General features: G+C 63.9%; 19 protein-coding genes and 1 pseudogene. 11 read left to right on the top strand and 9 right to left on the bottom strand.

The features are described 5' to 3' along the window. Positions 1-181: 181 nt before the first annotated feature. Both NJH59_RS01575 and NJH59_RS01570 read left to right on the top strand, forming a co-directional pair. Positions 182-703: a disulfide bond formation protein B gene (locus NJH59_RS01575; RefSeq protein ID WP_043863374.1), complete on the top strand. Its 522-nt coding sequence runs from the start codon at positions 182-184 to the stop codon at positions 701-703. 232 nt (positions 704-935) lie between these two features. Further along, positions 936-1406: an Rsd/AlgQ family anti-sigma factor gene (locus NJH59_RS01570; RefSeq protein ID WP_043863375.1), complete on the top strand. Its 471-nt coding sequence runs from the start codon at positions 936-938 to the stop codon at positions 1404-1406. Between the two features lie 25 nt (positions 1407-1431). On the opposite strand, the gene NJH59_RS01565 is transcribed toward NJH59_RS01570, so the two are convergent. Further along, on the bottom strand, positions 1432-2097 hold the full coding sequence (locus NJH59_RS01565; RefSeq protein ID WP_253086258.1) for an FKBP-type peptidyl-prolyl cis-trans isomerase: 666 nt from the start codon (positions 2095-2097) through the stop codon (positions 1432-1434). A gap of 227 nt (positions 2098-2324) precedes the next feature. Between NJH59_RS01565 and NJH59_RS01560 the strand changes: the two genes are divergently transcribed. Beyond that, a complete protein-coding gene (locus NJH59_RS01560; RefSeq protein WP_078480670.1) occupies positions 2325-3323 on the top strand; it encodes an AlgP family protein in 999 nt (332 codons plus the stop codon). Here NJH59_RS01560 and NJH59_RS01555 read toward each other — a convergent pair. Beyond that, entirely contained in the window at positions 3299-3775 is a 477-nt protein-coding gene (locus tag NJH59_RS01555; RefSeq protein ID WP_058541743.1) for a TIGR02444 family protein, read from the bottom strand. The two genes, NJH59_RS01560 and NJH59_RS01555, sit on opposite strands and share 25 nt — an antisense overlap. 50 nt (positions 3776-3825) lie before the next feature. Between NJH59_RS01555 and NJH59_RS01550 the strand changes: the two genes are divergently transcribed. The 3 genes from NJH59_RS01550 (at position 3826) to NJH59_RS01540 (ending at position 7041) form a co-directional block, all read left to right on the top strand. Next, positions 3826-5736, top strand: coding sequence for an ATP-binding cassette domain-containing protein (locus tag NJH59_RS01550; RefSeq protein ID WP_058541744.1), 1911 nt, complete (start codon positions 3826-3828; stop codon positions 5734-5736). Beyond that, positions 5736-6323: a mechanosensitive ion channel family protein gene (locus NJH59_RS01545; RefSeq protein ID WP_043863379.1), complete on the top strand. Its 588-nt coding sequence runs from the start codon at positions 5736-5738 to the stop codon at positions 6321-6323. Before NJH59_RS01550 ends, NJH59_RS01545 begins: the two co-directional genes overlap by 1 nt. Positions 6324-6408: 85 nt before the next feature. Next, on the top strand, positions 6409-7041 hold the full coding sequence (locus tag NJH59_RS01540; protein ID WP_043863380.1) for a LysE family transporter: 633 nt from the start codon (positions 6409-6411) through the stop codon (positions 7039-7041). 123 nt (positions 7042-7164) lie between these two features. On the opposite strand, the gene NJH59_RS01535 is transcribed toward NJH59_RS01540, so the two are convergent. From NJH59_RS01535 to NJH59_RS01520, 4 genes are read right to left on the bottom strand one after another with little or no spacing between them, the layout of a single operon-like run. Further along, on the bottom strand, positions 7165-7905 hold the full coding sequence (locus NJH59_RS01535) for a hypothetical protein (RefSeq protein WP_043863381.1): 741 nt from the start codon (positions 7903-7905) through the stop codon (positions 7165-7167). Positions 7906-7908: 3 nt separating this feature from the next. Next, positions 7909-8496 (bottom strand): penicillin-binding protein activator LpoB, encoded by a 588-nt coding sequence (lpoB, locus tag NJH59_RS01530; protein ID WP_043863467.1) that lies wholly within the window; start codon positions 8494-8496, stop codon positions 7909-7911. 29 nt (positions 8497-8525) lie between these two features. Next, entirely contained in the window at positions 8526-8900 is a 375-nt protein-coding gene (locus tag NJH59_RS01525) for a YcfL family protein (protein WP_043863382.1), read from the bottom strand. Positions 8901-8914: 14 nt separating this feature from the next. Beyond that, a complete protein-coding gene (locus tag NJH59_RS01520; RefSeq protein ID WP_054915494.1) occupies positions 8915-10306 on the bottom strand; it encodes a COG3014 family protein in 1392 nt (463 codons plus the stop codon). Positions 10307-10735: 429 nt separating this feature from the next. Between NJH59_RS01520 and NJH59_RS01515 the strand changes: the two are divergent. Both NJH59_RS01515 and NJH59_RS01510 read left to right on the top strand, forming a co-directional pair. Next, positions 10736-12259, top strand: a pseudogene (locus NJH59_RS01515) (FTR1 family protein); the annotation flags it as partial. 98 nt (positions 12260-12357) lie between these two features. Continuing rightward, positions 12358-12819, top strand: a complete 462-nt coding sequence (locus NJH59_RS01510) for a YaiI/YqxD family protein (protein WP_043863384.1) — start codon at positions 12358-12360, stop codon at positions 12817-12819. Positions 12820-12823: 4 nt separating this feature from the next. Here NJH59_RS01510 and elbB read toward each other — a convergent pair whose 3' ends face one another. Next, complete coding sequence (gene elbB, locus NJH59_RS01505) at positions 12824-13492, bottom strand: isoprenoid biosynthesis glyoxalase ElbB (RefSeq protein WP_043863385.1); 669 nt, start codon at positions 13490-13492, stop codon at positions 12824-12826. Positions 13493-13608: 116 nt separating this feature from the next. Next, positions 13609-14250 (bottom strand): DedA family protein, encoded by a 642-nt coding sequence (locus tag NJH59_RS01500; protein WP_043863386.1) that lies wholly within the window; start codon positions 14248-14250, stop codon positions 13609-13611. A gap of 207 nt (positions 14251-14457) precedes the next feature. On the opposite strand from NJH59_RS01500, the gene hemB reads away from it, so the two are divergent. Both hemB and ppk1 read left to right on the top strand, forming a co-directional pair. After that, positions 14458-15468, top strand: a complete 1011-nt coding sequence (gene hemB, locus NJH59_RS01495) for a porphobilinogen synthase (protein ID WP_043863387.1) — start codon at positions 14458-14460, stop codon at positions 15466-15468. A gap of 19 nt (positions 15469-15487) precedes the next feature. After that, positions 15488-17722, top strand: a complete 2235-nt coding sequence (ppk1, locus tag NJH59_RS01490) for a polyphosphate kinase 1 (RefSeq protein ID WP_043863388.1) — start codon at positions 15488-15490, stop codon at positions 17720-17722. Here the strand turns inward: ppk1 and ppx are convergent. Further along, entirely contained in the window at positions 17709-19211 is a 1503-nt protein-coding gene (ppx, locus tag NJH59_RS01485) for an exopolyphosphatase (RefSeq protein ID WP_043863389.1), read from the bottom strand. The genes ppk1 and ppx overlap by 14 nt on opposite strands. A gap of 240 nt (positions 19212-19451) precedes the next feature. Between ppx and trxA the strand changes: the two genes are divergently transcribed. Next, entirely contained in the window at positions 19452-19781 is a 330-nt protein-coding gene (trxA, locus tag NJH59_RS01480; RefSeq protein ID WP_043863390.1) for a thioredoxin TrxA, read from the top strand. The last annotated feature ends 154 nt before the right edge of the window (positions 19782-19935 follow it).

Raw genomic sequence — 19935 nt, 5'->3', positions numbered from 1 at the left:
CCGTACTGTTTGGCTGGTTGCGGGGGTGGGTAACTTTTCGCTGAGTTACAGAGGAAATATCCACCTCAACTCTTCGACACTTCCCTTATGTTTCAGCGATTTATCGCGCCTGTCGTGCCTTGAAACAAGGCTCGATTTTCCTCTACCGTTGTTACATGTCTTTCCCGCACCTGGACTTGCCATGCCATTGGCCTGTTTGCGCTCATTGTTCTCCCTGGCTTTCGTCGCGTCGTTACTGATTCTCGCCGGTGCGTTTTACCTCGAATTCACCAAAGGGCTGGTGCCTTGCCCGCTGTGCCAGAGCCAGCGTGTATTGCTGGTTGTGTTTGCCGGTGTCTGCCTGGCCGCGCGCCTGCATGCACCGGGTCAGCCGGGTGCACGTCGCTATGCGGCTGCGGCGTTGGGCCTGGCGCTGGGGGGCGGCTTGCTGGCGGTGCGCCAGATCTGGTTGCAGGGCAGCGGGGTGGCGGCGGGTGAGGCCTGCTCGATGCCCCTCGGTGCGCTCATCGAGCAAGGCAGCCTTGCCGACGTGCTGCACGCCATGCTGCTCGGTTCGGCCGATTGCGCGTCGATCACCTGGAGCTTTCTGGACCTGAGCCTGCCGGAGTGGAGCCTGCTGGCCTTCCTGCTGCTGGCGGCGCTGGCGTTGGCGCGGCTGCTGTACGTGCAGCCAGCGGCCACGGGCAAGTCATTGAAACCCTGACGCTTGCCGGCGGGGGCCAGGCAATCGACCGATGGCCGCGGGTGCGGCGATTAAACACTTGTATGAAACTTGTCGCCTGCGTACCTTGAAGGCAAGGGCGCGCGGGAATAATCTCCCTTGCACGCATACCCAAAACACTGCTGCTCGATGCCGTTCTGCTGCTTTCTCCCTTTGTTGTGCATACCTCGCACGACGGGGCGCAGCGGCATGACCCAGAAGGGAAGACACCGCCATGTTAGATAGTTGTCAGAATGCTCAGGAACGCTGGGGTGGGGTTCACAAGCTGATTGACCGCTGGCTGGACGAGCGGGCCGAACTGGTCACGGCCTTTCGCGCATTGCGCGATGCCAAACCGGCTTTTGCGGACAAGGACAAGAACCTCGGCTTCTGCGCGATACTGGTCGATTACGTCTCCGCCTGGCACTTCGAGGTCAGTGAGCAGTTGGTGGCTGAAGCCAAGGCGTTCGGAGATGACAAGGGCCTGGAACTGGCGAAGCAGATCAGCCCTCGTATCAGTGCCATTACCGATATCGCGTCGGCTTTCAACGATCACTGCGACAAGGGCAACTGTACCGACCAGGAGCGCTTCGCCAAGAAGCTCAGCGAGCTGGGCAGCCTGCTCCACGAGCGCTTCGAGCTTGAGGATTGCCTGATCGAAGTGCTGCACAACGCGCACAAGGAAGAAGAGGCCGTCCAGGCCTGATCCCTGTCTCCTCCGTTGCCGACATTCAGTCGGCAACCCCCAGTAGTTCGATCTCGAAGATCAGTGGCGTGAACGGCGGAATCAGATCGCCTGCGCCATCGGCTCCGTAGGACTTGGCCGACGGAATCACCACACGCCATTTCGCCCCGACAGCCATCTGTGGCAACGCCACCTGCCAGCCCTCGATCACACTCTTGAGGCTGAACCACTGCGGTTGTTCGCTCTGGTCGAACACGCTGCCATCGGGCAGCTTGCCGACGTAGCGTACCTGCACCCGGCCATCGGCCCTGGGTGAGGCACCATTGCCCTTGACCAGTTCGGTCACCAGTACGCCTTCGGGTAGTTCTCGTACTCCGGCACGGGCGCGTTCGGTGGCCATGAAACGGGTTTCCACCGCCATCAGCATTTCCACCTGCGACTGCTCGGCGGCCTCGCTGGCCTGGGCCTCGTGCTGGCTGAGAATCGCTTCGCGCCGTGCCTGGCTGATTGCCAGGGGCTTGTTCGCGTAGGCCTGTTGCAACCCCTGGATCAAGGCATCGAGCTGCAGCTCGGGCATCTCGTTGCGCAACCGTTCACCCAGGCTGGCGCCGACGCTATAGGACAGGTCGTGAGCACTTGCCGGTGGCTCGGTGGTGTCTGCGAATGCGCAGGGCAGGGCGAGCAGCAAGAGCAGTAACAGGTAGCGTGGCACAGGCTCACTCCAGGTGGTTTGAGTGCATGGTGAGGGCCGGATGAATCTTTGCATAGAGCAAATTCCGACAGCCTTTTTAACAGCATCTACACTTGTGCGCAGCTGCAGCCATAACAACTTTGCCCAGGCATGCAACGCGGCGTCCTACTTACTGTCAACATGCCCTAGCGGCGGTAGCAGCAGAAGGTCTAGTATGAGCCGCATTCTCGTCAGCCAGGAGGTAAGCCATGTCGGCCAGTAAGAAGCCAGTCAGTACGCCATTACACCTGCTACATCAACTCTCGGGCAGTTTGCTCGAGCATCTGGAAAGTGCCTGCTCGCAAGCACTGGCTGATGCTGAAAAACTGTTGGCCAAGTTGGAAAAACAACGGGGCAAGGCGCAGGAAAAACTTCACAAGTCGCGTCTCAAACTTCAGGACGCTGCGGTCGCCGGCAAGAACAAGGCGCAGAACAAGGCCAAGGGCGCCGTAGGCGAACTGGAAACCCTGCTCGATTCGCTCAAGGATCGCCAGTCGCAAACCCGCCTGTACATCGTGCAGCTCAAGCGTGATGCGCAGGAAAGCCTGAAGCTCGCCCAAGGCGTCGGCAAGGTGCAGGAAGCAGCGTCCAAGGCCCTGACCTCGCGTTCGGCCAAGGCTGCTCCGGTAGCGGCCAAGTCGGCCACCAAGGCCCCGGCCCGCAAGGCTGCAGCCAAGCCAGCCGCTACCAAAGCCGCCGCCAAGCCAGCGGCCAAAACTGCCGCGGCCAAGCCAGCCGCTGCCAAGGCTCCGGCCAAGCCAGCTGCCAAACCTGCAGCCGCCAAGGCTCCGGCAAGGTCTGCTGCCAAACCCGCAGCCGCCAAGGCCCCCGCCAAGCCAGCTGCCAAACCTGCCGCTGCCAAGGCGCCCGCCAAGCCAGCTGCCAAACCTGCTGCGGCCAAGGCTCCGGCCAAGCCAGCTGCCAAACCTGCTGCGGCCAAGGCGCCTGCCAAACCTGCAGCCGCCAAGCCAGCTGCCAAACCCGCCGCTGCCAAGGCTCCGGCCAAGCCAGCTGCCAAGCCTGCTGCTGCCAAGGCCCCCGCCAAGCCCGCCGCTACCCGCGCACCCGCCAAGCCGGCCGCCAAACCCGCTGCTGCCAAACCGGCGACTTCGGCACCTGCTGCGGCCACCACGGCCGCACCGGCTGCTTCGCCTGCCGCTGCACCCGTGACGACCCCAGTGACTCAGTCGCCCTCGACTGCTTCCTGATCCGCCACCGCCACGACGCGCAGCACCTGCAGCGCGTCGTGGTGCCGGGTGCCCTGGGGGGCCAGCACGGCCAGCCAGTCACCTGCCACACCCTGATTCATCCAGCCTTCGCTAGCCTGTTGCAGGCGCGCCAGCAATGTTCGCTCCGCCTCCAGTTCCAGTGCCTTGACCTGCTCGCGCAAGTGCGTCAGCTGCGGGTCGTGCTGCGCGTCTGCACGCCATTGCCGGCGCAGTTGACGCAGCGGTGTCACCACATGCTGCTGCCAGGCAGCGGCCAGCTGTTGCAGGTGCTGTACGCGCTCGGGGGTCACCCCGGCCCTGCCGGCTTCAAGCCACGCCCCGCACAGCAGAAGGCACACATCGGCCCCTTCGTCCTGCAAGGCCAGGCAGGCAGCCTCCACGCCCGGCCGGGCGTACAGGTGCAGAGCGAAATTCCACAGGTCGGTGTGCATGGTCCTACTCGCGCCAGTTGCCATCGAAGCTGGTAGACTCCGCGGCCATTATGATCAGACTTTCGAACCTCACTTTACAGCGTGGTCCCCAGCGCCTGCTAGAAGGCGCCGAGTTGACCCTGCACGCCGGCCAGAAAGCCGGCCTGATCGGTGCCAACGGCGCCGGCAAATCCAGCCTGTTCGCCTTGCTGCGCGGTGAACTCACGCCCGATTCGGGCGAATGCCAGCTGCCCGGCGACTGGCGCATCGCGCACATGCGCCAGGAGGTCGATACCCTCGATCGCCTGGCGGTGGACTACGTGCTCGATGGCGACGTGCGCCTGCGCGAGGTACAGGCTGCGCTCGCAGCCGCCGAGGCCGCGCACGACAACAATGCATTGGCCCGCCTGCATGTGGAGCTCGACAGCGCCGACGGTTATACCGCCGATGCCCGCGCCCGCAAGCTACTGGCCGGCCTGGGCTTCAGCAACGAACAGATGGACCGGCGCGTCGGCGACTTCTCCGGCGGCTGGCGCATGCGCCTGAACCTGGCCCAGGCACTGATGTGCCCCAGCGACCTGCTGCTGCTCGACGAGCCCACCAACCACCTGGACCTGGATGCGATCCTGTGGCTTGAAGACTGGCTCAAGAGCTACCCCGGCACGCTGCTGCTGATTTCCCACGACCGCGATTTCCTGGATGCCGTGGTCGACCACGTGGCACACGTGGAACAGTGCAAGCTGACCCTCTACCGCGGCGGCTACAGCGCCTTCGAGCGCGCCCGTGCCGAACGCCTGGCGCAACAGCAGCAGGCGTACGAGAAGCAGCAGGCGCAACGCGCCCACATGGAAAAGTACATCGCCCGGTTCAAGGCCCAGGCCACCAAGGCGCGCCAGGCACAAAGCCGCATCAAGGCACTGGAGCGCATGGAGGAGCTTTCGGCGGCGCATGTCGACTCGCCGTTCGACTTCACCTTCCGCGAGTCCGAGAAGATCTCCAGCCCGCTGCTCGACCTTGCCGAAGCCCGCCTGGGCTATGGCGACAAGACCGTGCTGGAGAAGGTCAAGCTGCAGCTCACCCCGGGTGCGCGCATCGGCCTGCTGGGCCCCAACGGCGCCGGTAAGTCGACCCTGATCAAGAACCTGGCCGGCGAGCTGGAGCCGCTGGCCGGACGCCTGGTGCGCGGCGAGAACCTGGTGGTGGGCTACTTTGCCCAGCACCAGCTCGATTCGCTGGACAGCAAGGCCAGCCCCCTGCTGCACCTGCAGCGCCTGGCCCCCACCGAGCGCGAGCAGACCCTGCGCGACTTCCTCGGCGGTTTCGATTTTCGCGGTGCGCGCATCGACGAACCGGTGCTGAACTTCTCCGGCGGCGAAAAGGCCCGCCTGGCCCTGGCGCTGATTGCCTGGGAGCGGCCCAACCTGCTGTTGCTCGACGAACCGACCAACCACCTGGACCTGGAGATGCGCCTGGCACTGACCATGGCCCTGCAGGAGTTCAGTGGCGCGGTACTGGTGGTGTCCCACGACCGTCACCTGCTCAAGAGCACCACCGACGACTTCCTGCTGGTGGCAGACGGCAAGGTCGAGACCTTCGATGGCGACCTCGACGACTACACCCGCTGGCTGGTCGAGTATCGTCAGCGCAATGCCCCGGTCAGCACCACACCGGTCAACCCCGACAAGACCGACAAGAAGGCCCAGCGCCAGGCTGCGGCGGCGTTGCGCCAGCAACTGGCCCCGCACAAGCGCCAGGCCGACAAGCTCGAAGCCGAGCTGGCCAAGTTGCATGAAGAGCTGGCCGGGGTCGATGCCAGCCTGAGCGACAGCGCGCTGTATGAAGCGGCGCGCAAGGACGAGCTGCGCGAGCTGCTGGCCCGCCAGGCCAAGCTGAAGGTGCGCGAAGGCGAGCTGGAAGAAGCCTGGATGCAAGCGCTCGAAGTGCTTGAAAGCATGCAGGCCGAGCTGGAGGCGTTGTCCTGATGGAGTCGATGCAGGGATTGCTGCCGGTCGAGTGGATCGGCCCCTTCTGGATGGGCCTGCAGATACTGCTGATCCTGGTCGCGGCGTACCTGCTGCAACGCCTGGTGGCGCGCTGCCTGACTCGCCTGAGCGAGCGTTACCCGTTGCCGCCGGAGCTGATGGTGCCGCTGCGCGGCGGCTTGCGCTGGCTGATCATGGGCAGCGCGCTGATCTTCGTGCTGGAGCGCCTGGGTGTTTCGGCCACGGTGCTGTGGACGGCCCTGTCGGGCTTTGTCGCGGTGGCGGCGGTGGCCTTCTTCGCGATGTGGAGCGTACTGTCCAACCTGCTCTGCGCGGTGCTGATCTTCACCGTGGGGCCGTTTCGCATCGGCGACGTGGTCGAGCTGGTCGAGACCCTCGACAAGCCGGGGGTCAAGGGCCGCGTGACCGCGATCAACCTGCTGTTCACCACCCTGGTCGAACTGCCCGAGGCGGGCGGCGCACTGGTGCAGGTGCCCAACAGCCAGTTCTTCCAGAAGAGCGTGCGCCGCTGGCGCGGTTCGGACGGCCTGGCCGTGGTAAGCGAAAGCCCGAAACCCGGGGCCTGAACACCGGCTGCAAAAAAATGTGGTGATTTTTTCAGCGGCGCATTAGCGTGGAACCCTTGAACAAGGGTCCGGGCCGAGGTGTGTGATGTCGCTGGAAACGTGGTTGGCTTTTTTTGCTGCCTGTTGGGTAATCAGTCTTTCGCCGGGGGCGGGGGCCATTGCGTCCATGTCCTGCGGTCTGCAGTACGGCTTCTGGCGCGGCTACTGGAACGCGCTGGGCCTGCAGTTGGGGCTGGTGATGCAGATCGCGATCATTGCCGCCGGCGTGGGCGCGGTACTCGCTGCCTCGGCTACTGCGTTCCAGGTCATCAAATGGTTTGGCGTTGCCTACCTGATCTACCTGGCCGTGAAACAGTGGCGAGCGCTGCCGGCAGACCTGGCCGACGACTCGACGGTACGCCCCATCGGCAAGCCGCTGAGCCTGGTGTTCCGTGGTTTTCTGGTCAACGTCAGCAACCCCAAGGCGCTGATCTTCATGCTTGCGGTGCTGCCGCAGTTCATCAATCCGCATGCCGAGCTGCTGCCGCAGTACCTGACGATCGCCGGCACCATGGTGGCGGTGGACCTGCTGGTGATGGCGGGTTATACCGGGTTGGCGGCGCGGGTGCTGCGCCTGTTGCGCACACCCCGGCAGCAGCGGCGCATGAACCGCACGTTTGCCGGGTTGTTCCTGGGTGCGGCGACATTGCTGGCGACCATTCGCCGGGCGCCGGTCTAAGACCGGAAGGCTGCGCCTTCCATCGCGGGTCACCACTGTTCTTGTGGGAGCCGGCGTTGCCGACGAAGAGGCCAGCACAGACACCCAATAAAAAAGGCGACCCGAAGGTCGCCTTTTGCATGCTCAGCGCAAGATCTGCGCCGGCTCATCCGGCGGCAGGTTGTTGCGCATCGGCGCACGTTCCTGATCCGGCATCACACCCACCAGCTGCTCCTTGAGCTGTCTGGCCACATCCATGCCCAGTTCCTTGGACACTTCACGCACCACCCGCGGACGGTTCAGGCTGACCCGCACGTCCTGGCTGTTCACCAGCTTGGTGTCCTGGCCTTCACCCATGGCGGTGAACGCCGAGGTGATCTCATAGGTACGGGTGTTGATCAGGCTGAAATCGGCCACCAGGGTCAGGCCCAGGATCGCCGAGTAGCTGTTGGTGTTGTCGATCGAGGTGATATCGCGCTGGAAGTCGATATCCGACAGGGTGCCGAACAGTACGTAGTCGGCGCCCTTGTAGTTGCCCGCCTTGATCCGCGCGATCACGTCATACACGTCCTGCTTGGCCTTGGCCGTGTACGGCGTGCCCTGCACCAACTGGAACATGCCGGACTTGAGGATCTCGCCCTTGATGTCACCGCTGAACTTGCGCAGCTCGGTCTGCTCGATGTAGCTCTGGCTGCTTTCGAACTCGCTGTAGCTGGACGACGCGTTGGCGTGGTACATGCTCGCATTCGAGTTGCTGCTCGCCGAGACCATGTGGATGTACTGCTCCACGCGCTCCTGATAAGCCAGGTCGGTGACCGCTACCTTGGGGGCCGCTTGCACGCCGAACGCGCAAGCCAGGCCGATGATGCCCATCCATGCACGCATTGCTTAGCGCTCCGTGGTCTTGCGGATTTCTTTTTCGTCCATCCACTCGGCCAGGCCGCTTTCCACGTCGATCAGCTGCAGGCTGAACTTGTAGAACACGTCCTTGTAGTCGCTGCTGCGCTTGACGATCGAGCTGATCGACCCTTCCAGGCGGTATTTGGCAGCGATCATGTTGCCGGTCTTGGCCACGGTGTTCTTCTTGTACAGGCCGCTCTGGTTCTGCAGCTTGAGCTGGTCGACCTGGCTCTGCATCTGGTTGTTGTCGCTGGCGAAGCGGGCGGTGCCGGTCTTCATCAGCTGGGTCTTGATCGAGGTGGTGATCTCGCGGGTATCGATGTACTCGCTGGTCTTGTTCTTCACGTCGTAGACCTGAACCACCGGACGGCCCTGCAGGATGCCGGACTGGGCCAGCGAGCGGGTCATGCTTTCGGCGATCATCTGCAGGTCGGTGGAACCGAACTCGTTGGTGACCAGTTCAACGGCCTTGCTGTCGCCGTAGCCAATGTTCTTGCCGCCCAGTACAGGGGAGTTGTTGGCGCAGCCGCTGGCCAGCGCGACCACTACGGCCAGCAGGGAAAAACGAGCGAACATCATGTTGAGCATCTCCTGAAAATTGAAAATTACTGGGCCTGGACTTCAATGCGGAAGTCAGTGGCCTGGGGGACCGGGGCAATCGCTGGCAGTACGGTGGACTGCGAGCCGTACAGGCTCAGGGTCTTCCAGCTTTCTTCGCTGGCGACCGGGAAGCCGTCGTTGCCCAGCCAGGCAAAGCGATAGAACATCGTCTTGTTGCTGCGGCTGGTGTTGGTCAGCGAGACCTTGACGGTCATGAAGCCGTTTTCGCGGGCAACCCGCATCGGGCCGATATCGATGTTGCTCAGTTTGCCCATCACGACCACCTTGCTGGCGGCGCTGCCCGGTGCGGGCGGTGGTGGGGTGGCGCAGCCGGCCAGCAGGGTGGCGGTGGCGAGCGCGGCGAGAAGCTTGAGGCGCATGGCGATTCCTTGGCTTACTTGAGGCTGGCGACGGCGGCGGCCGGCGCAGGCTGGGTGACTTGCAGGGCCGGGCCACCGGCGTAGACGCGGTTGCCCACGACGCGCAGGGCCACGACCTGATAGGGGCGATCGATCTTCACGGCGATCTTGCTGCCGCCCAGGTTCGACGGCAGGCTCAGTTGGTGCTCGCCCTGGGCCAGGCGCACGCGGGCAACCAGGGTGTCGTCCGGCAGGGTGCGCCAGGTGCGGGTATCGGCGCCTTCGGTGACGGCCGAGGCGATGCCCACGGCCAGACCAGCCAGCGGGTTGACGTCGTTGAGCTGCTTTTGCGCCACGCCACGGGTGATGGCGCGCACGCTGGTGCGCAGGATGATGCCTGGCATGTCGTCACGCAGCGCGCGGCGCGACATGGCGGTGGTGCTGTTGAGCGCGGTCAGCGAGAGCGTCTTGTCGTTCAGGTAGATCTCGCTGAAGTGCGCGGTGGAGGTGTCTTCCTTGATGATCGGGAACGACAGCGGGGTGATCACCAGATTGCCGCTGATTGGCAGGGGCAGGGGGATGCGCACCGAGTCGCGGGCCGGCGCCAGGCCGCTCTGCACCACGATCAGCACGTCGCTGTCGGCGCCCTTGGCGGCAGGCTTGTCGAGGTCGAGCAGCGCACGCTCGAGCAGCGCGGTGTTCGGGCGCAGTTCGGCCGCCTTGCGGTAGCCCGGTGCAGCCAGGCCTTTTTCGCCCAGTGCTTCGTATACGTAGCCGGACAGGTAGTGGCTGAACGCACTCTGGTAGCTGTTCTTCAGACCGACCACTTCAGGCGCGTCCAGGGCGGCCACCGGGTAGCCCTGCAGGTCCTTGTACTCGGTCTTGACGCCTTCCTTCTCGGCCTCTTCTTCGCGCTTGAGGTATTCCTTGTCGCGCAGCTCGGCGATCACGGCCTCACGTTCGTGGGTTTTCTTGATTTCGGTGCGGGCACCGTCGAAATCATTCTGCGCCAGCAGGTTCAGGGCCATCTGGGTGGTCAGCATGACTTTTTCGTAGTCGTAGCCTTCGTAGCGGCGCACCTTGTCGTTGACCAGGTAGCTGCCGAACTGGCTCAGGTACTTGGCGGTGTCCAGCTTCACCGACTCTTCCCACTTGAACACCACGCTATCGGCTTCGCGCCAGGCATCCTGGCTGCCGCTCAGGTCGCCCTTGGAGCGCAGCAGTTCGCCTTTCTCGAAGTAGTAGAGAAGGTCCTTGTCCTCACCCTTGTTGTTCTTTTCCAGCAGGGCCAGGGCCGCGTCGACGTTGCCGCTGGCCAGCTGCTGGTTGGTTTCCTGGAGTTCGCTGTCGTAGCTGCGAAACGCTGCGCAGCCCGTCAGTTGGACGATCGCGCACAGCGTGGCGACGGTGAGGACACGGGAGGCCATCTTGAATCTCTTCCCTGAAAAAGTGACGTTAGGCGCCGGCGAGTGGCGGTGATCCCTTTGGACGCTAGTTCCAAATCCTCTTAGCAGAGGAGCCTGTATTTCCATTCGCTATAACGAAAGGCGCGGCATTATAGACGCAATGACTGGCTAATTAATGGCCTTGTGCTTCATTTTTTCTTGGATGTGCCAGTAGTCACATTTCCCGTGTGGTGTAGGAATAAGTCGATTCCCGGGGTAGGAGATAAACTTGTTTCAAAATTTTTCATGAAACTTCCGGGTGATGCTTGAGCCGGCGCAAGTGGAAGTGAACAATGCAATCCTCCTCATTCCTGTTCGAGATTGGCTCCCATGATGCCCCGCCCCCGTGTGTTCGCCTGGCTGCTAGGGCCGCTGCTGGCTCTGGGCAGTGCCTTGGGCAGTGCCGCGCCGCAAGCGCCGCTGATTACCCCGGACCCGGCCCGCGGTGCACCGCTGTACGCCCAGCACTGTTCGGTGTGCCACGGTGACGGCGGCGCCGGCGATGGGCCGGCGGGGTTGGGGCTGGAACCACCGCCGGGCGATCTGCGCCAGGCGGCGCGGCTCGACACCCTGAGCCTGGCCGAGCTGTACCGGGTGATGGAGCAGGGCATCGAGGGCAGCGACATGCCGGCGTTCGCCGACCAGCTCGACGAGCGCCAGCGCTGGGATGTGGCCAGCTACATTGCCGGCTTCAGCGCCGAGCCTGGTGCTGTGCAGGCCGACCGGCGCTTCAGCCTGGCCGAGCTGGCGCAGCTCACCCCGGCGCAGGTGCGTGACACCCAGGGTGGCGAGGCGGCGGCCGCCTTTCGCGCCCAGCGCGCCAAGCCGCCAGCTGCGCAACGCGGCCCTGGCCAACTGATCGACTACACCGCCACCACCCTCGAACAGAGCCTGGCCGCCTATCGTGCCGGCGACCACGAGCAGGCCTACGACCTGTCGGTGGCGGCGTACCTGGAGGGCTTCGAGCTGGTGGAAAGCGCTTTGGACAACGTCGATGCCAACCTGCGCAAGAACACCGAAAAGGCCCTGATGGCCTACCGCCAGGGGTTGCAGGACGGCTTGCCGGTGGAGCAGGTGACGCAACGCCTGGCGGCGGCCAAGGCCAAGCTCGAAGCATCGGCCAAGCTGCTGGGTGGCGATGGCCTGAGTTGGTCGCTGAGCTTCATCTCCGGCCTGCTGATTCTGCTGCGCGAGGGGCTGGAGGCAATCCTGGTGCTGGCGGCGATTCTGGCCTTCCTGCGCAATACCGGGCAGCAGTCGGCGGTGCGCAGCGTCAACGTGGGGTGGGCGCTGGCGTTGGTGGCGGGCTTTGCCACCTGGGCACTGGCTGCCTACGTGATCGACGTGGGGGGCGCACAGCGTGAACTGCTGGAGGGCTGCACCGCCCTGTTCGCCTGCGTGATGGTGCTGTGGCTGGGGGTGTGGATGCACGACCGGCGCCATGCGGCGGCCTGGCAGGACTACATCAAAAGCAGCCTGGTGGGGGGCGGCGGCCGCTTCGGCTTTGCCGTGCTGGCGTTCTTTTCGGTTTACCGCGAACTGTTCGAGGTGATCCTTTTCTACGAAACCCTGTGGCTGCAGGCCGGGCCTGCGGCGCACGATGCGGTGCTGGCCGGCGGGGCGACGGCGCTGGTGCTGCTGGTGGGGCTGGCGTGGGTGATTCTGCGCGGGTCGGCGAAATTGCCGCTGTCGTTGTTCTTCAGCATCAACGCGGCGCTGCTGTGCGCGTTGTCGGTGGTGTTCGCCGGGCATGGGGTGAAGGCGTTGCAGGAGGCGGGGGTGTTCGGTACGCGGCCAGTGCCGTTCTTCGACTTCGACTGGCTGGGGATTCATGCCGATGCGTATTCGCTGGCTGCGCAGGCGTTGGCGCTGGTGGCCATTGCAGTGTTGTACGGGCGCAGCTGGCTGGCAGGGCGGCGGGTTTCGGTGCACTGATCGAGGGCCCCTGCGCTGGCTTGTCGGCGAATGCTGCAACGCCGCGCCAATGCAGGGATACTGTGCCCCTTGTTCTCTTTGCGGTGGATAACCCAACCATGCGTGTCTGGATCGACGCCGATGCCTGCCCCAAGGCGGCCAAGGACCAACTGGTCAAATTTGCCCTCAAGCGCCAGTTCGAGGTGGTGCTGGTCGCCGGTCAGGGCCAGATCAAGCCGGCCTTTGCCTGCGTCAGGCTCATCGTGGTGCCCAGTGGGCCGGATGCTGCCGACGACTACCTGGTGGAACACGCCGTGCCCGGCGAGTTGGTGATCTGCAGCGATGTGCCGCTGGCCGATCGGCTGGTCAAGAAGGGGGTGGCCGCGCTCGATCCGCGTGGCCGCGAATTCGACGAGCGCAACATGGGCGAGCGGCTGGCGGTGCGCAACCTGTTCACCGACCTGCGCGAGCAGGGCCAGGTCGGTGGTGGGCAGGCGCCCTACGGCGAGCGTGAGAAACAGGCCTTCGCCAATGCGCTGGACCGCATTCTCACGCGGTTGGCACGCGCCTACCCGCAGTGATGCCTCAGTCGGCCTCGTGGGTCAGTTCCAGCACCCGGTCGACCAGCTTGTAGATCCCGCCCGCCGCCTCGCCGATGCTCTGCGCCAGCATGTAGGCGGGGGTGCTGACCAGCTTGCGCTGAGTGTCTTCGACGATGTCGTGCACATCGCATTCTTCATGGGTGCCGCCCATCTTGACCACGGCCGCGCTGGTGTCGGCATCGTTGCCGATGGTGCAGACCACGCCTGGCCCGTAGATCTTGGCCGCCAGGGCCGGCGAAATGCAGATCAGGCCCACCGGCTTGCCCGCTTCGGCGAAGGCTTCGGCCAGTGCGAGCACATCGGGGTTGACCGAGCATTTGTCGCCTTCCACGGCGAAGTTGGAGAGGTTTTTCGCAGCGCCGAAGCCACCGGGCACGATCAGTGCGTCGAAGTCGTCCGCATTCGCTTCACGCAGGTCCTTGACCTCGCCGCGGGCAATGCGCGCCGACTCCACCAGCACGTTGCGCGTTTCGGGCATCTCTTCGCCGGTAAGGTGGTTGATCACATGCATCTGCGCGATGTTCGGTGCAAAGCACTGCACCTGGGCGCCACGCTGGTCAAGGCGCAGCAGGGTGATGACGCTCTCGTGAATTTCGGCACCGTCGTACACACCGCAACCGGAAAGGATCACCGCAACTTTTTTCTTGGTCATGCTCACTACTCCCGTTCAAGGCGCTAAATGTCCCCTGATTTGGCCATTCTCGCCAGGCTCTCTACATAGATCGCAATGCAGGGGGAGTGTTCAGTCGTGAGAGCGAGCAGCCAGGCCTATGGCCGGTCGCCACCTTCGCCAGTGTGCTGCTCCCGGGCCTGGGCCCGCGCCTGTTCGGCCTGGGCCTCGGCGGCTTCCTGGCGGGCAATGCGCGCGGCCTTGAAGCGCCGGCGCAGCCACAGCAGGGCGCCCAGTACCACCAGGGCACCGAGTACCCACAGCTCGTACTTCTTCACGTTGCCCAGCAGCCCTTCGAGGATGGCGCCGAAGTGGTAGGCGGCCGCGCCCAGGGCCAGTGCCCATACTGCGGCACCGATGCCGTTGAGCAGCAGGTAGCGGCGCGGCGGGTAGCCGGACAGGCCGATGGCCACGGGCATCACCGTGCGCAGGCCGTAGACGAAACGGAAACTCAGCACCCAGATGTCGGGGTGGCGGCGGATGTGCTCCAGCGCACGGTCCCCCATCATCTGCCAGCGCGGCTTGCGCGCCAGCAGCTTGCGCCCGTGACGACGCCCCATGAAGTACCACAGCTGGTCGCCGGCATAGCTGCCGAAGAAGGCAACCAGCACCACCATGTTGATATCCATGTAGCCACGGAACGCAAGAAATCCGGCGAGAACCAGTATGGTCTCACCTTCAAAAAAGGTGCCTAGAAAAAGGGCAAAATAGCCGAAATCCTGCAGGAATTGTTCAAGCATTTTCTGGGTGCTGGCGAAATGAACGCGCAGCCTACCCCCTGGGAGGCTTTAGGGAAAGTGTCCAAATGTGTCTCGACGTGAACATTTCCTACAAGGAGAATGAATGCGTCCATAAGTCGCAGGGTTGCCTCAGGTCGTCATACGGGCGTCATAATGGCTGCTTATAACTGTCGCGCTCGCCCGCCTGCGCGGGCTCAGGAGTCTGCCGTGAGCTTTACCCCCGCTAACCGTTTGTTTCCTGCCACTCGCCTGCGTCGCAACCGCCGTGACGACTTTTCCCGTCGCCTGGTGCGCGAAACCACACTGACTGTTGACGACCTGATCCTGCCGGTGTTCGTGCTGGACGGCGAAAACCGTCGCGAGGAAGTCGCCTCGATGCCCGGCGTGGAGCGCCTGAGCATCGACCTGCTGCTGCAGGCCGCCGAGGAGTGGGTGAAGCTGGGTATTCCGGCCCTGGCCCTGTTCCCGGTGACCCCGCTGGACAGGAAGTCGCTGGATGGCGCCGAAGCCTACAACCCGGACGGTATTGCCCAGCGCGCCACCCGCGCCCTGCGCGACCGCTTCCCGGAGCTGGGGGTGATCACCGACGTGGCACTGGACCCGTTCACCACCCACGGCCAGGACGGTATCCTCGACGAGGAAGGCTACGTCCAGAACGACATCACCGTCGACGCCCTGGTGCGCCAGGCGCTGTCGCATGCCGAGGCCGGCGCCCAGGTGGTGGCCCCGTCGGACATGATGGACGGGCGGATCCAGGCGATCCGTGAAGCCCTGGAGCTGGCCGGTCATGTCAACGTGCGCATCATGGCCTACTCGGCCAAGTATGCCAGCGCCTACTACGGCCCGTTCCGCGACGCGGTCGGCTCGGCGCTGAACCTGGGCAAGGCCAACAAGGCCTCGTACCAGATGGACCCGGCCAACACCAACGAGGCCCTGCATGAAGTGGCCGCCGACCTGTCCGAAGGCGCCGACATGGTAATGGTCAAGCCAGGCATGCCGTATCTGGATATCCTTGCGCGGGTCAAGGACGAGTTCAAGGTGCCGACCTTCGTCTACCAGGTCAGTGGCGAGTACGCGATGCACATGGCCGCGATCCAGAACGGCTGGCTCTCGGAAGGGGTTATCCTCGAATCCCTCACCGCTTTCAAACGGGCGGGCGCCGACGGCATCCTGACCTATTTCGCTGTTCGCGCCGCACAATTGATGAGAGGGCAGTAACGCCCTTCAGGAACGCTAGATGAATAACGAAGCACTTACCGAAGTCGAAGTGAAGGATGCCCAGCCGGTGCCCGAGCAACTGGTCGAAACCCCGCCGGACCTCGAGCCCGCGCCGGTGGTCGAAGCCGAGGCGCCCGTGGTGGCTCCGGCCCCGGCGGTGCCGGCGATTGCCGTGCCGGGCCTGGACGACAGCAGCCTGTACATCCATCGCGAATTGTCCCAGCTGCAGTTCAACATCCGCGTGCTGGAGCAGGCGCTGGACGAGTCCTACCCGCTGCTGGAGCGACTGAAGTTCCTGCTGATCTTTTCCAGCAACCTGGATGAGTTCTTCGAAATTCGTGTGGCGGGCCTGAAGAAGCAGATCACCTTCGCTCGCGAGCAGGCCGGCGCCGACGGCCTGCAGCCGCACCAGGCGCTGGCGCGCATCAGCGAGCTGGTGCACAGCGAAGTGGACCGCCAGTACGCGATCCTCAACGACGTGCTGCTGCCGGAGCTGGAAAAGCACCAGATTCGCTTCATCCGCCGGCGTCACTGGACCACCAAGCTCAAGACCTGGGTGCGCCGCTACTTCCGCGACGAGATCGCACCGATCATTACCCCGATCGGCCTGGACCCGACCCACCCGTTCCCGCTGCTGGTGAACAAGAGCCTGAACTTCATCGTCGAGCTCGAAGGCATCGATGCGTTCGGCCGTGATTCGGGCCTGGCGATCATTCCGGCGCCGCGTCTGCTGCCGCGGGTGATCAAGGTGCCGGAAGACGTCGGTGGCCCCGGCGACAACTACGTGTTCCTGTCGTCGATGATCCATGCGCACGCCGACGACCTGTTCCAGGGCATGAAGGTCAAGGGCTGCTACCAGTTCCGTCTGACCCGCAACGCCGACCTGGCGCTGGACTCCGAGGACGTCGAAGACCTGGCCCGTGCCCTGCGTGGCGAGCTGTTCTCGCGTCGCTATGGCGATGCGGTGCGCCTGGAAGTGGCCGATACCTGTCCCAAGCACCTGTCCGATTACCTGCTCAAGCAGTTCAGCCTGAGCGAGCACGAGGTGTATCAGGTCAATGGCCCGGTCAACCTCACGCGCCTGTTCAGCATCACCAGCCTGGACAGCCACCCGGAGCTGCAGTACACGCCGTTCACTCCGGCGATTCCCAAGCTGTTGCAGAACAGCGAGAACATTTTCAGTGTCATCAGCAAGCAGGACATCCTGCTGATGCACCCCTTCGAGTCGTTCACCCCGGTGGTCGACCTGCTGCGTCAGGCGGCGAAAGACCCGCACGTGCTGGCCGTGCGCCAGACCCTGTACCGCAGCGGCGCCAACTCCGAGATCGTCGACGCGCTGGTGGACGCGGCGCGTAACGGCAAGGAAGTCACCGCGGTGATCGAATTGCGCGCGCGTTTCGACGAAGAGTCCAACCTGCAGATGGCCAGCCGCCTGCAAGCGGCGGGTGCGGTGGTGATCTATGGCGTGGTCGGGTTCAAGACCCACGCCAAGATGATGCTGATTCTGCGGCGCGAGGCCGGCGAGATCGTGCGTTATGCGCACCTGGGTACCGGCAACTACCACGCCGGCAACGCCCGCCTGTACACCGACTACAGCCTGCTGACCTCCGACGACGCCTTGTGCGAGGACGTCGGCAAGCTGTTCAGCCAGTTGATCGGCATGGGCAAGACCCTGCGCATGAAGAAGCTGCTGCACGCGCCGTTCACCCTCAAGAAGGGCATGCTCGACATGATCGCGCGCGAGACCCAGTTCGCCCTGGAAGGCAAGCCGGCGCACATCATCGCCAAGTTCAACTCGCTGACCGACCCCAAGATCATCAAGGCGTTGTACAAGGCCAGCCAGTCGGGCGTGCGCATCGACCTGGTGGTGCGTGGCATGTGCTGCCTGCGTCCGGGCATTCCGGGCGTTTCGCACAACATCCACGTGCGCTCGATCATCGGGCGCTTCCTGGAACACACCCGGGCGTTCTACTTCCTCAATGGCGGGGAAGAGCAGATGTTCCTTTCCAGTGCCGACTGGATGGAGCGCAACCTCGACAAGCGTGTCGAGACCTGCTTCCCGGTGGAGGGCAAGAAGCTGATCCTGCGGGTGAAGAAGGAGCTGGAGGGGTACCTGACCGACAATACCCACGCGTGGCTGCTGCAGTCGGACGGCCGCTATGTGCGCAGCACGCCGACCGGCAACCAGAACCCGCGCAGTGCCCAGGCCACTCTGCTCGAGCGCCTGAGCAACCCGGTGCTTATCGTACGCTGAGGGTAAAGCCGACCCGGGCCAGCCATTCGGCTTCCAGGCCGAAATCGGCCTGGGTCAGCTGGTTCTGTTCCAGCCAGCCGGCCGGGAACTCCACATCCAGGCTCTGGCCGGCGGCATGCAGCTTGACCGTCGGCATCTGCTGGGTGCCGCGGATGTGGTGGAACAGGATCGCGAAGCGCAGCAGCACGCACAGACGAATCAGCTTCACGCCGTCGTCGCCGAATTCGGCGAACTTGTCCTTGGGGATGTTGCGCCGGTGCCCGCGCACCAGCAGTGCCAGCATCTGCTGGTCTTCACGGGAGAAGCCGGCCAGGTCGGAGTGCTCGATCAGGTAGGCGCCGTGCTTGTGGTAATGATAGTGGGCGATGTCCAGCCCCACTTCGTGCACCTTGGCCGCCCAGCCCAGCAGTTCGCGCCAGATCCCGTCTTCAAGATCCCACGCCTTGGCCACCTGGTCGAAGGCATGCAGCGCCTTGCGCTCGACCCGTGCCGCCTGGCCCTGGTCGACGTGGTAGCGCTCCATCAGCGAGGTCAGGGTGCGCTCGCGCACGTCTTCGTGGTGGTGGCGGCCCAGCAGGTCGTACAGCACGCCTTCGCGCAGGGCACCTTCGCAGTGGTCCATGCGTTGCAGTTCCAGCGCGTCGAAGATCGCCTCCAGGATCGCCAGGCCCGCCGGGAAGATGGTGCGCCGGTCGGGCTTGACCCCTTCGAAGTCGATCTTGTCGGTATCGCCCAGCTTGAACAGTTTGCGTTTGAGCCAGGCCAGACCTTCGGCGTTGACCTCGCCGTTGCCCATGCCGCCGGCCTTCAGGGCCAGGCCGATGGCGCGGATGGTGCCCGAGGAGCCGATGGCTTCATCCCAGGTCAGGCGGTGCAGGGCATTCTCGATGCTCATCAGCTCCAGGCGCGCGGCGGTGTAGGCCTGGGCATAGCGCGCCGGGGTGATCTTGCCGTCGCGAAAGTAACGCTGGGTGAAGCTCACGCAGCCCATCTGCAGGCTTTCGCGTAGCAGGGGCTCGAAGCGCTGGCCGATGATGAATTCGGTACTGCCGCCGCCGATGTCGGCCACCAGGCGCTTGCCGGGGGTGTCGGCCAGGGTATGGGAGACGCCCAGGTAGATCAGGCGTGCTTCTTCACGGCCGGAAATCACCTCCACCGGGTGTCCGAGAATGGCTTCGGCGCGGCGGATGAATTCGCCGCGGTTGCGCGCTTCGCGCAAGGCGTTGGTGCCGACGATGCGCACCGCGCCGTCAGGCATGCCGTTGATCAGCTGGGCGAAGCGCTTGAGGCAGTCGAGCCCGCGTTGCATGGACTCTTCGCTGAGCTGGCGCTCTTCGTCGATGCCGGCGGCCAGCTGAACCTTTTCCCCCAACCGCTCCAGGATGCGAATGTCGTTGTGGTGGGCCTTGGCCACGACCATGTGGAAACTGTTGGAGCCCAGGTCGATGGCGGCTATCAGGGACAGATTCTTGGCTGGGTTTTGCGGCATGGTGATGGGTTCTCGGTCGATAACCCGGCAATCGTGCCACGATCCGCCGCCGACGCCAACGCGCAGTGTGGCAAGGCTTGACCTGACGCAGTTGCGAGTCTTTTTTATGACTTTTGTGTGACAGTCGATATGCAACGTCTCGCACAACTATAGTTACAGTCAATCGCGCGTGGCTTCCTGTCTACGGCGATGGCGGCTATGATGGGCCACGTTTTTTTGCTTACGACCTTGGAGACTTCCATGAGCAGCGATCTTATCAAACACGTCACCGACGCCACCTTCGAAGCCGACGTGCTCAAGGCTGAAGGTCCGGTGCTGGTCGACTACTGGGCTGAATGGTGCGGCCCATGCAAAATGATCGCTCCGGTTCTGGACGACATCGCCGCTACCTACGAGGGCAAACTGACCGTCGCCAAGCTCAACATCGACGAAAACCAGGAAACCCCAGCCAAGCACGGCGTGCGTGGCATCCCGACGCTGATGCTGTTCAAGAACGGCAATGTCGAGGCGACCAAGGTCGGCGCATTGTCCAAGTCTCAGCTGCAGGCGTTCCTCGACGCCAATATCTGAGTCGAAAAAAGCCCCGCATTCGTCGGGGCTTTTCTCTGTCTGGTGACTAGACGCCAGAAAATGCAAGTGATACATTCGGCCTCGCACTGTTTCTTTCAGTGCCCCCTGCACGCCGTCGCCGACGCACCTCAATTCGAATTAGTACGCGATCCTG

The sequence above is a fragment of the Pseudomonas sp. VE 267-6A genome, from assembly GCF_024126555.1.
Taxonomy (GTDB): Bacteria; Pseudomonadota; Gammaproteobacteria; order Pseudomonadales; family Pseudomonadaceae; genus Aquipseudomonas; species Aquipseudomonas palmensis.
This window is presented reverse-complemented; position numbering and strand designations above follow the sequence as displayed.

Bases quoted from the DNA above. Each gene is read 5' to 3' on its own strand.
- NJH59_RS01575 (WP_043863374.1), top strand. From the start codon at position 182: ATGCCATTGGCCTGTTTGCGCTCATTGTTCTCCCTGGCTTTCGTCGCG.
- NJH59_RS01570 (WP_043863375.1), top strand. From the start codon at position 936: ATGTTAGATAGTTGTCAGAATGCTCAGGAACGCTGGGGTGGGGTTCAC.
- NJH59_RS01560 (WP_078480670.1), top strand. From the start codon at position 2,325: ATGTCGGCCAGTAAGAAGCCAGTCAGTACGCCATTACACCTGCTACAT.
- NJH59_RS01555 (WP_058541743.1), bottom strand. From the start codon at position 3,775: ATGCACACCGACCTGTGGAATTTCGCTCTGCACCTGTACGCCCGGCCG.
- NJH59_RS01550 (WP_058541744.1), top strand. From the start codon at position 3,826: ATGATCAGACTTTCGAACCTCACTTTACAGCGTGGTCCCCAGCGCCTG.
- NJH59_RS01545 (WP_043863379.1), top strand. From the start codon at position 5,736: ATGGAGTCGATGCAGGGATTGCTGCCGGTCGAGTGGATCGGCCCCTTC.
- NJH59_RS01540 (WP_043863380.1), top strand. From the start codon at position 6,409: ATGTCGCTGGAAACGTGGTTGGCTTTTTTTGCTGCCTGTTGGGTAATC.
- NJH59_RS01535 (WP_043863381.1), bottom strand. From the start codon at position 7,905: ATGCGTGCATGGATGGGCATCATCGGCCTGGCTTGCGCGTTCGGCGTG.
- lpoB (WP_043863467.1), bottom strand. From the start codon at position 8,496: ATGTTCGCTCGTTTTTCCCTGCTGGCCGTAGTGGTCGCGCTGGCCAGC.
- NJH59_RS01525 (WP_043863382.1), bottom strand. From the start codon at position 8,900: ATGCGCCTCAAGCTTCTCGCCGCGCTCGCCACCGCCACCCTGCTGGCC.
- NJH59_RS01520 (WP_054915494.1), bottom strand. From the start codon at position 10,306: ATGGCCTCCCGTGTCCTCACCGTCGCCACGCTGTGCGCGATCGTCCAA.
- NJH59_RS01510 (WP_043863384.1), top strand. From the start codon at position 12,358: ATGCGTGTCTGGATCGACGCCGATGCCTGCCCCAAGGCGGCCAAGGAC.
- elbB (WP_043863385.1), bottom strand. From the start codon at position 13,492: ATGACCAAGAAAAAAGTTGCGGTGATCCTTTCCGGTTGCGGTGTGTAC.
- NJH59_RS01500 (WP_043863386.1), bottom strand. From the start codon at position 14,250: ATGCTTGAACAATTCCTGCAGGATTTCGGCTATTTTGCCCTTTTTCTA.
- ppk1 (WP_043863388.1), top strand. From the start codon at position 15,488: ATGAATAACGAAGCACTTACCGAAGTCGAAGTGAAGGATGCCCAGCCG.
- ppx (WP_043863389.1), bottom strand. From the start codon at position 19,211: ATGCCGCAAAACCCAGCCAAGAATCTGTCCCTGATAGCCGCCATCGAC.
- trxA (WP_043863390.1), top strand. From the start codon at position 19,452: ATGAGCAGCGATCTTATCAAACACGTCACCGACGCCACCTTCGAAGCC.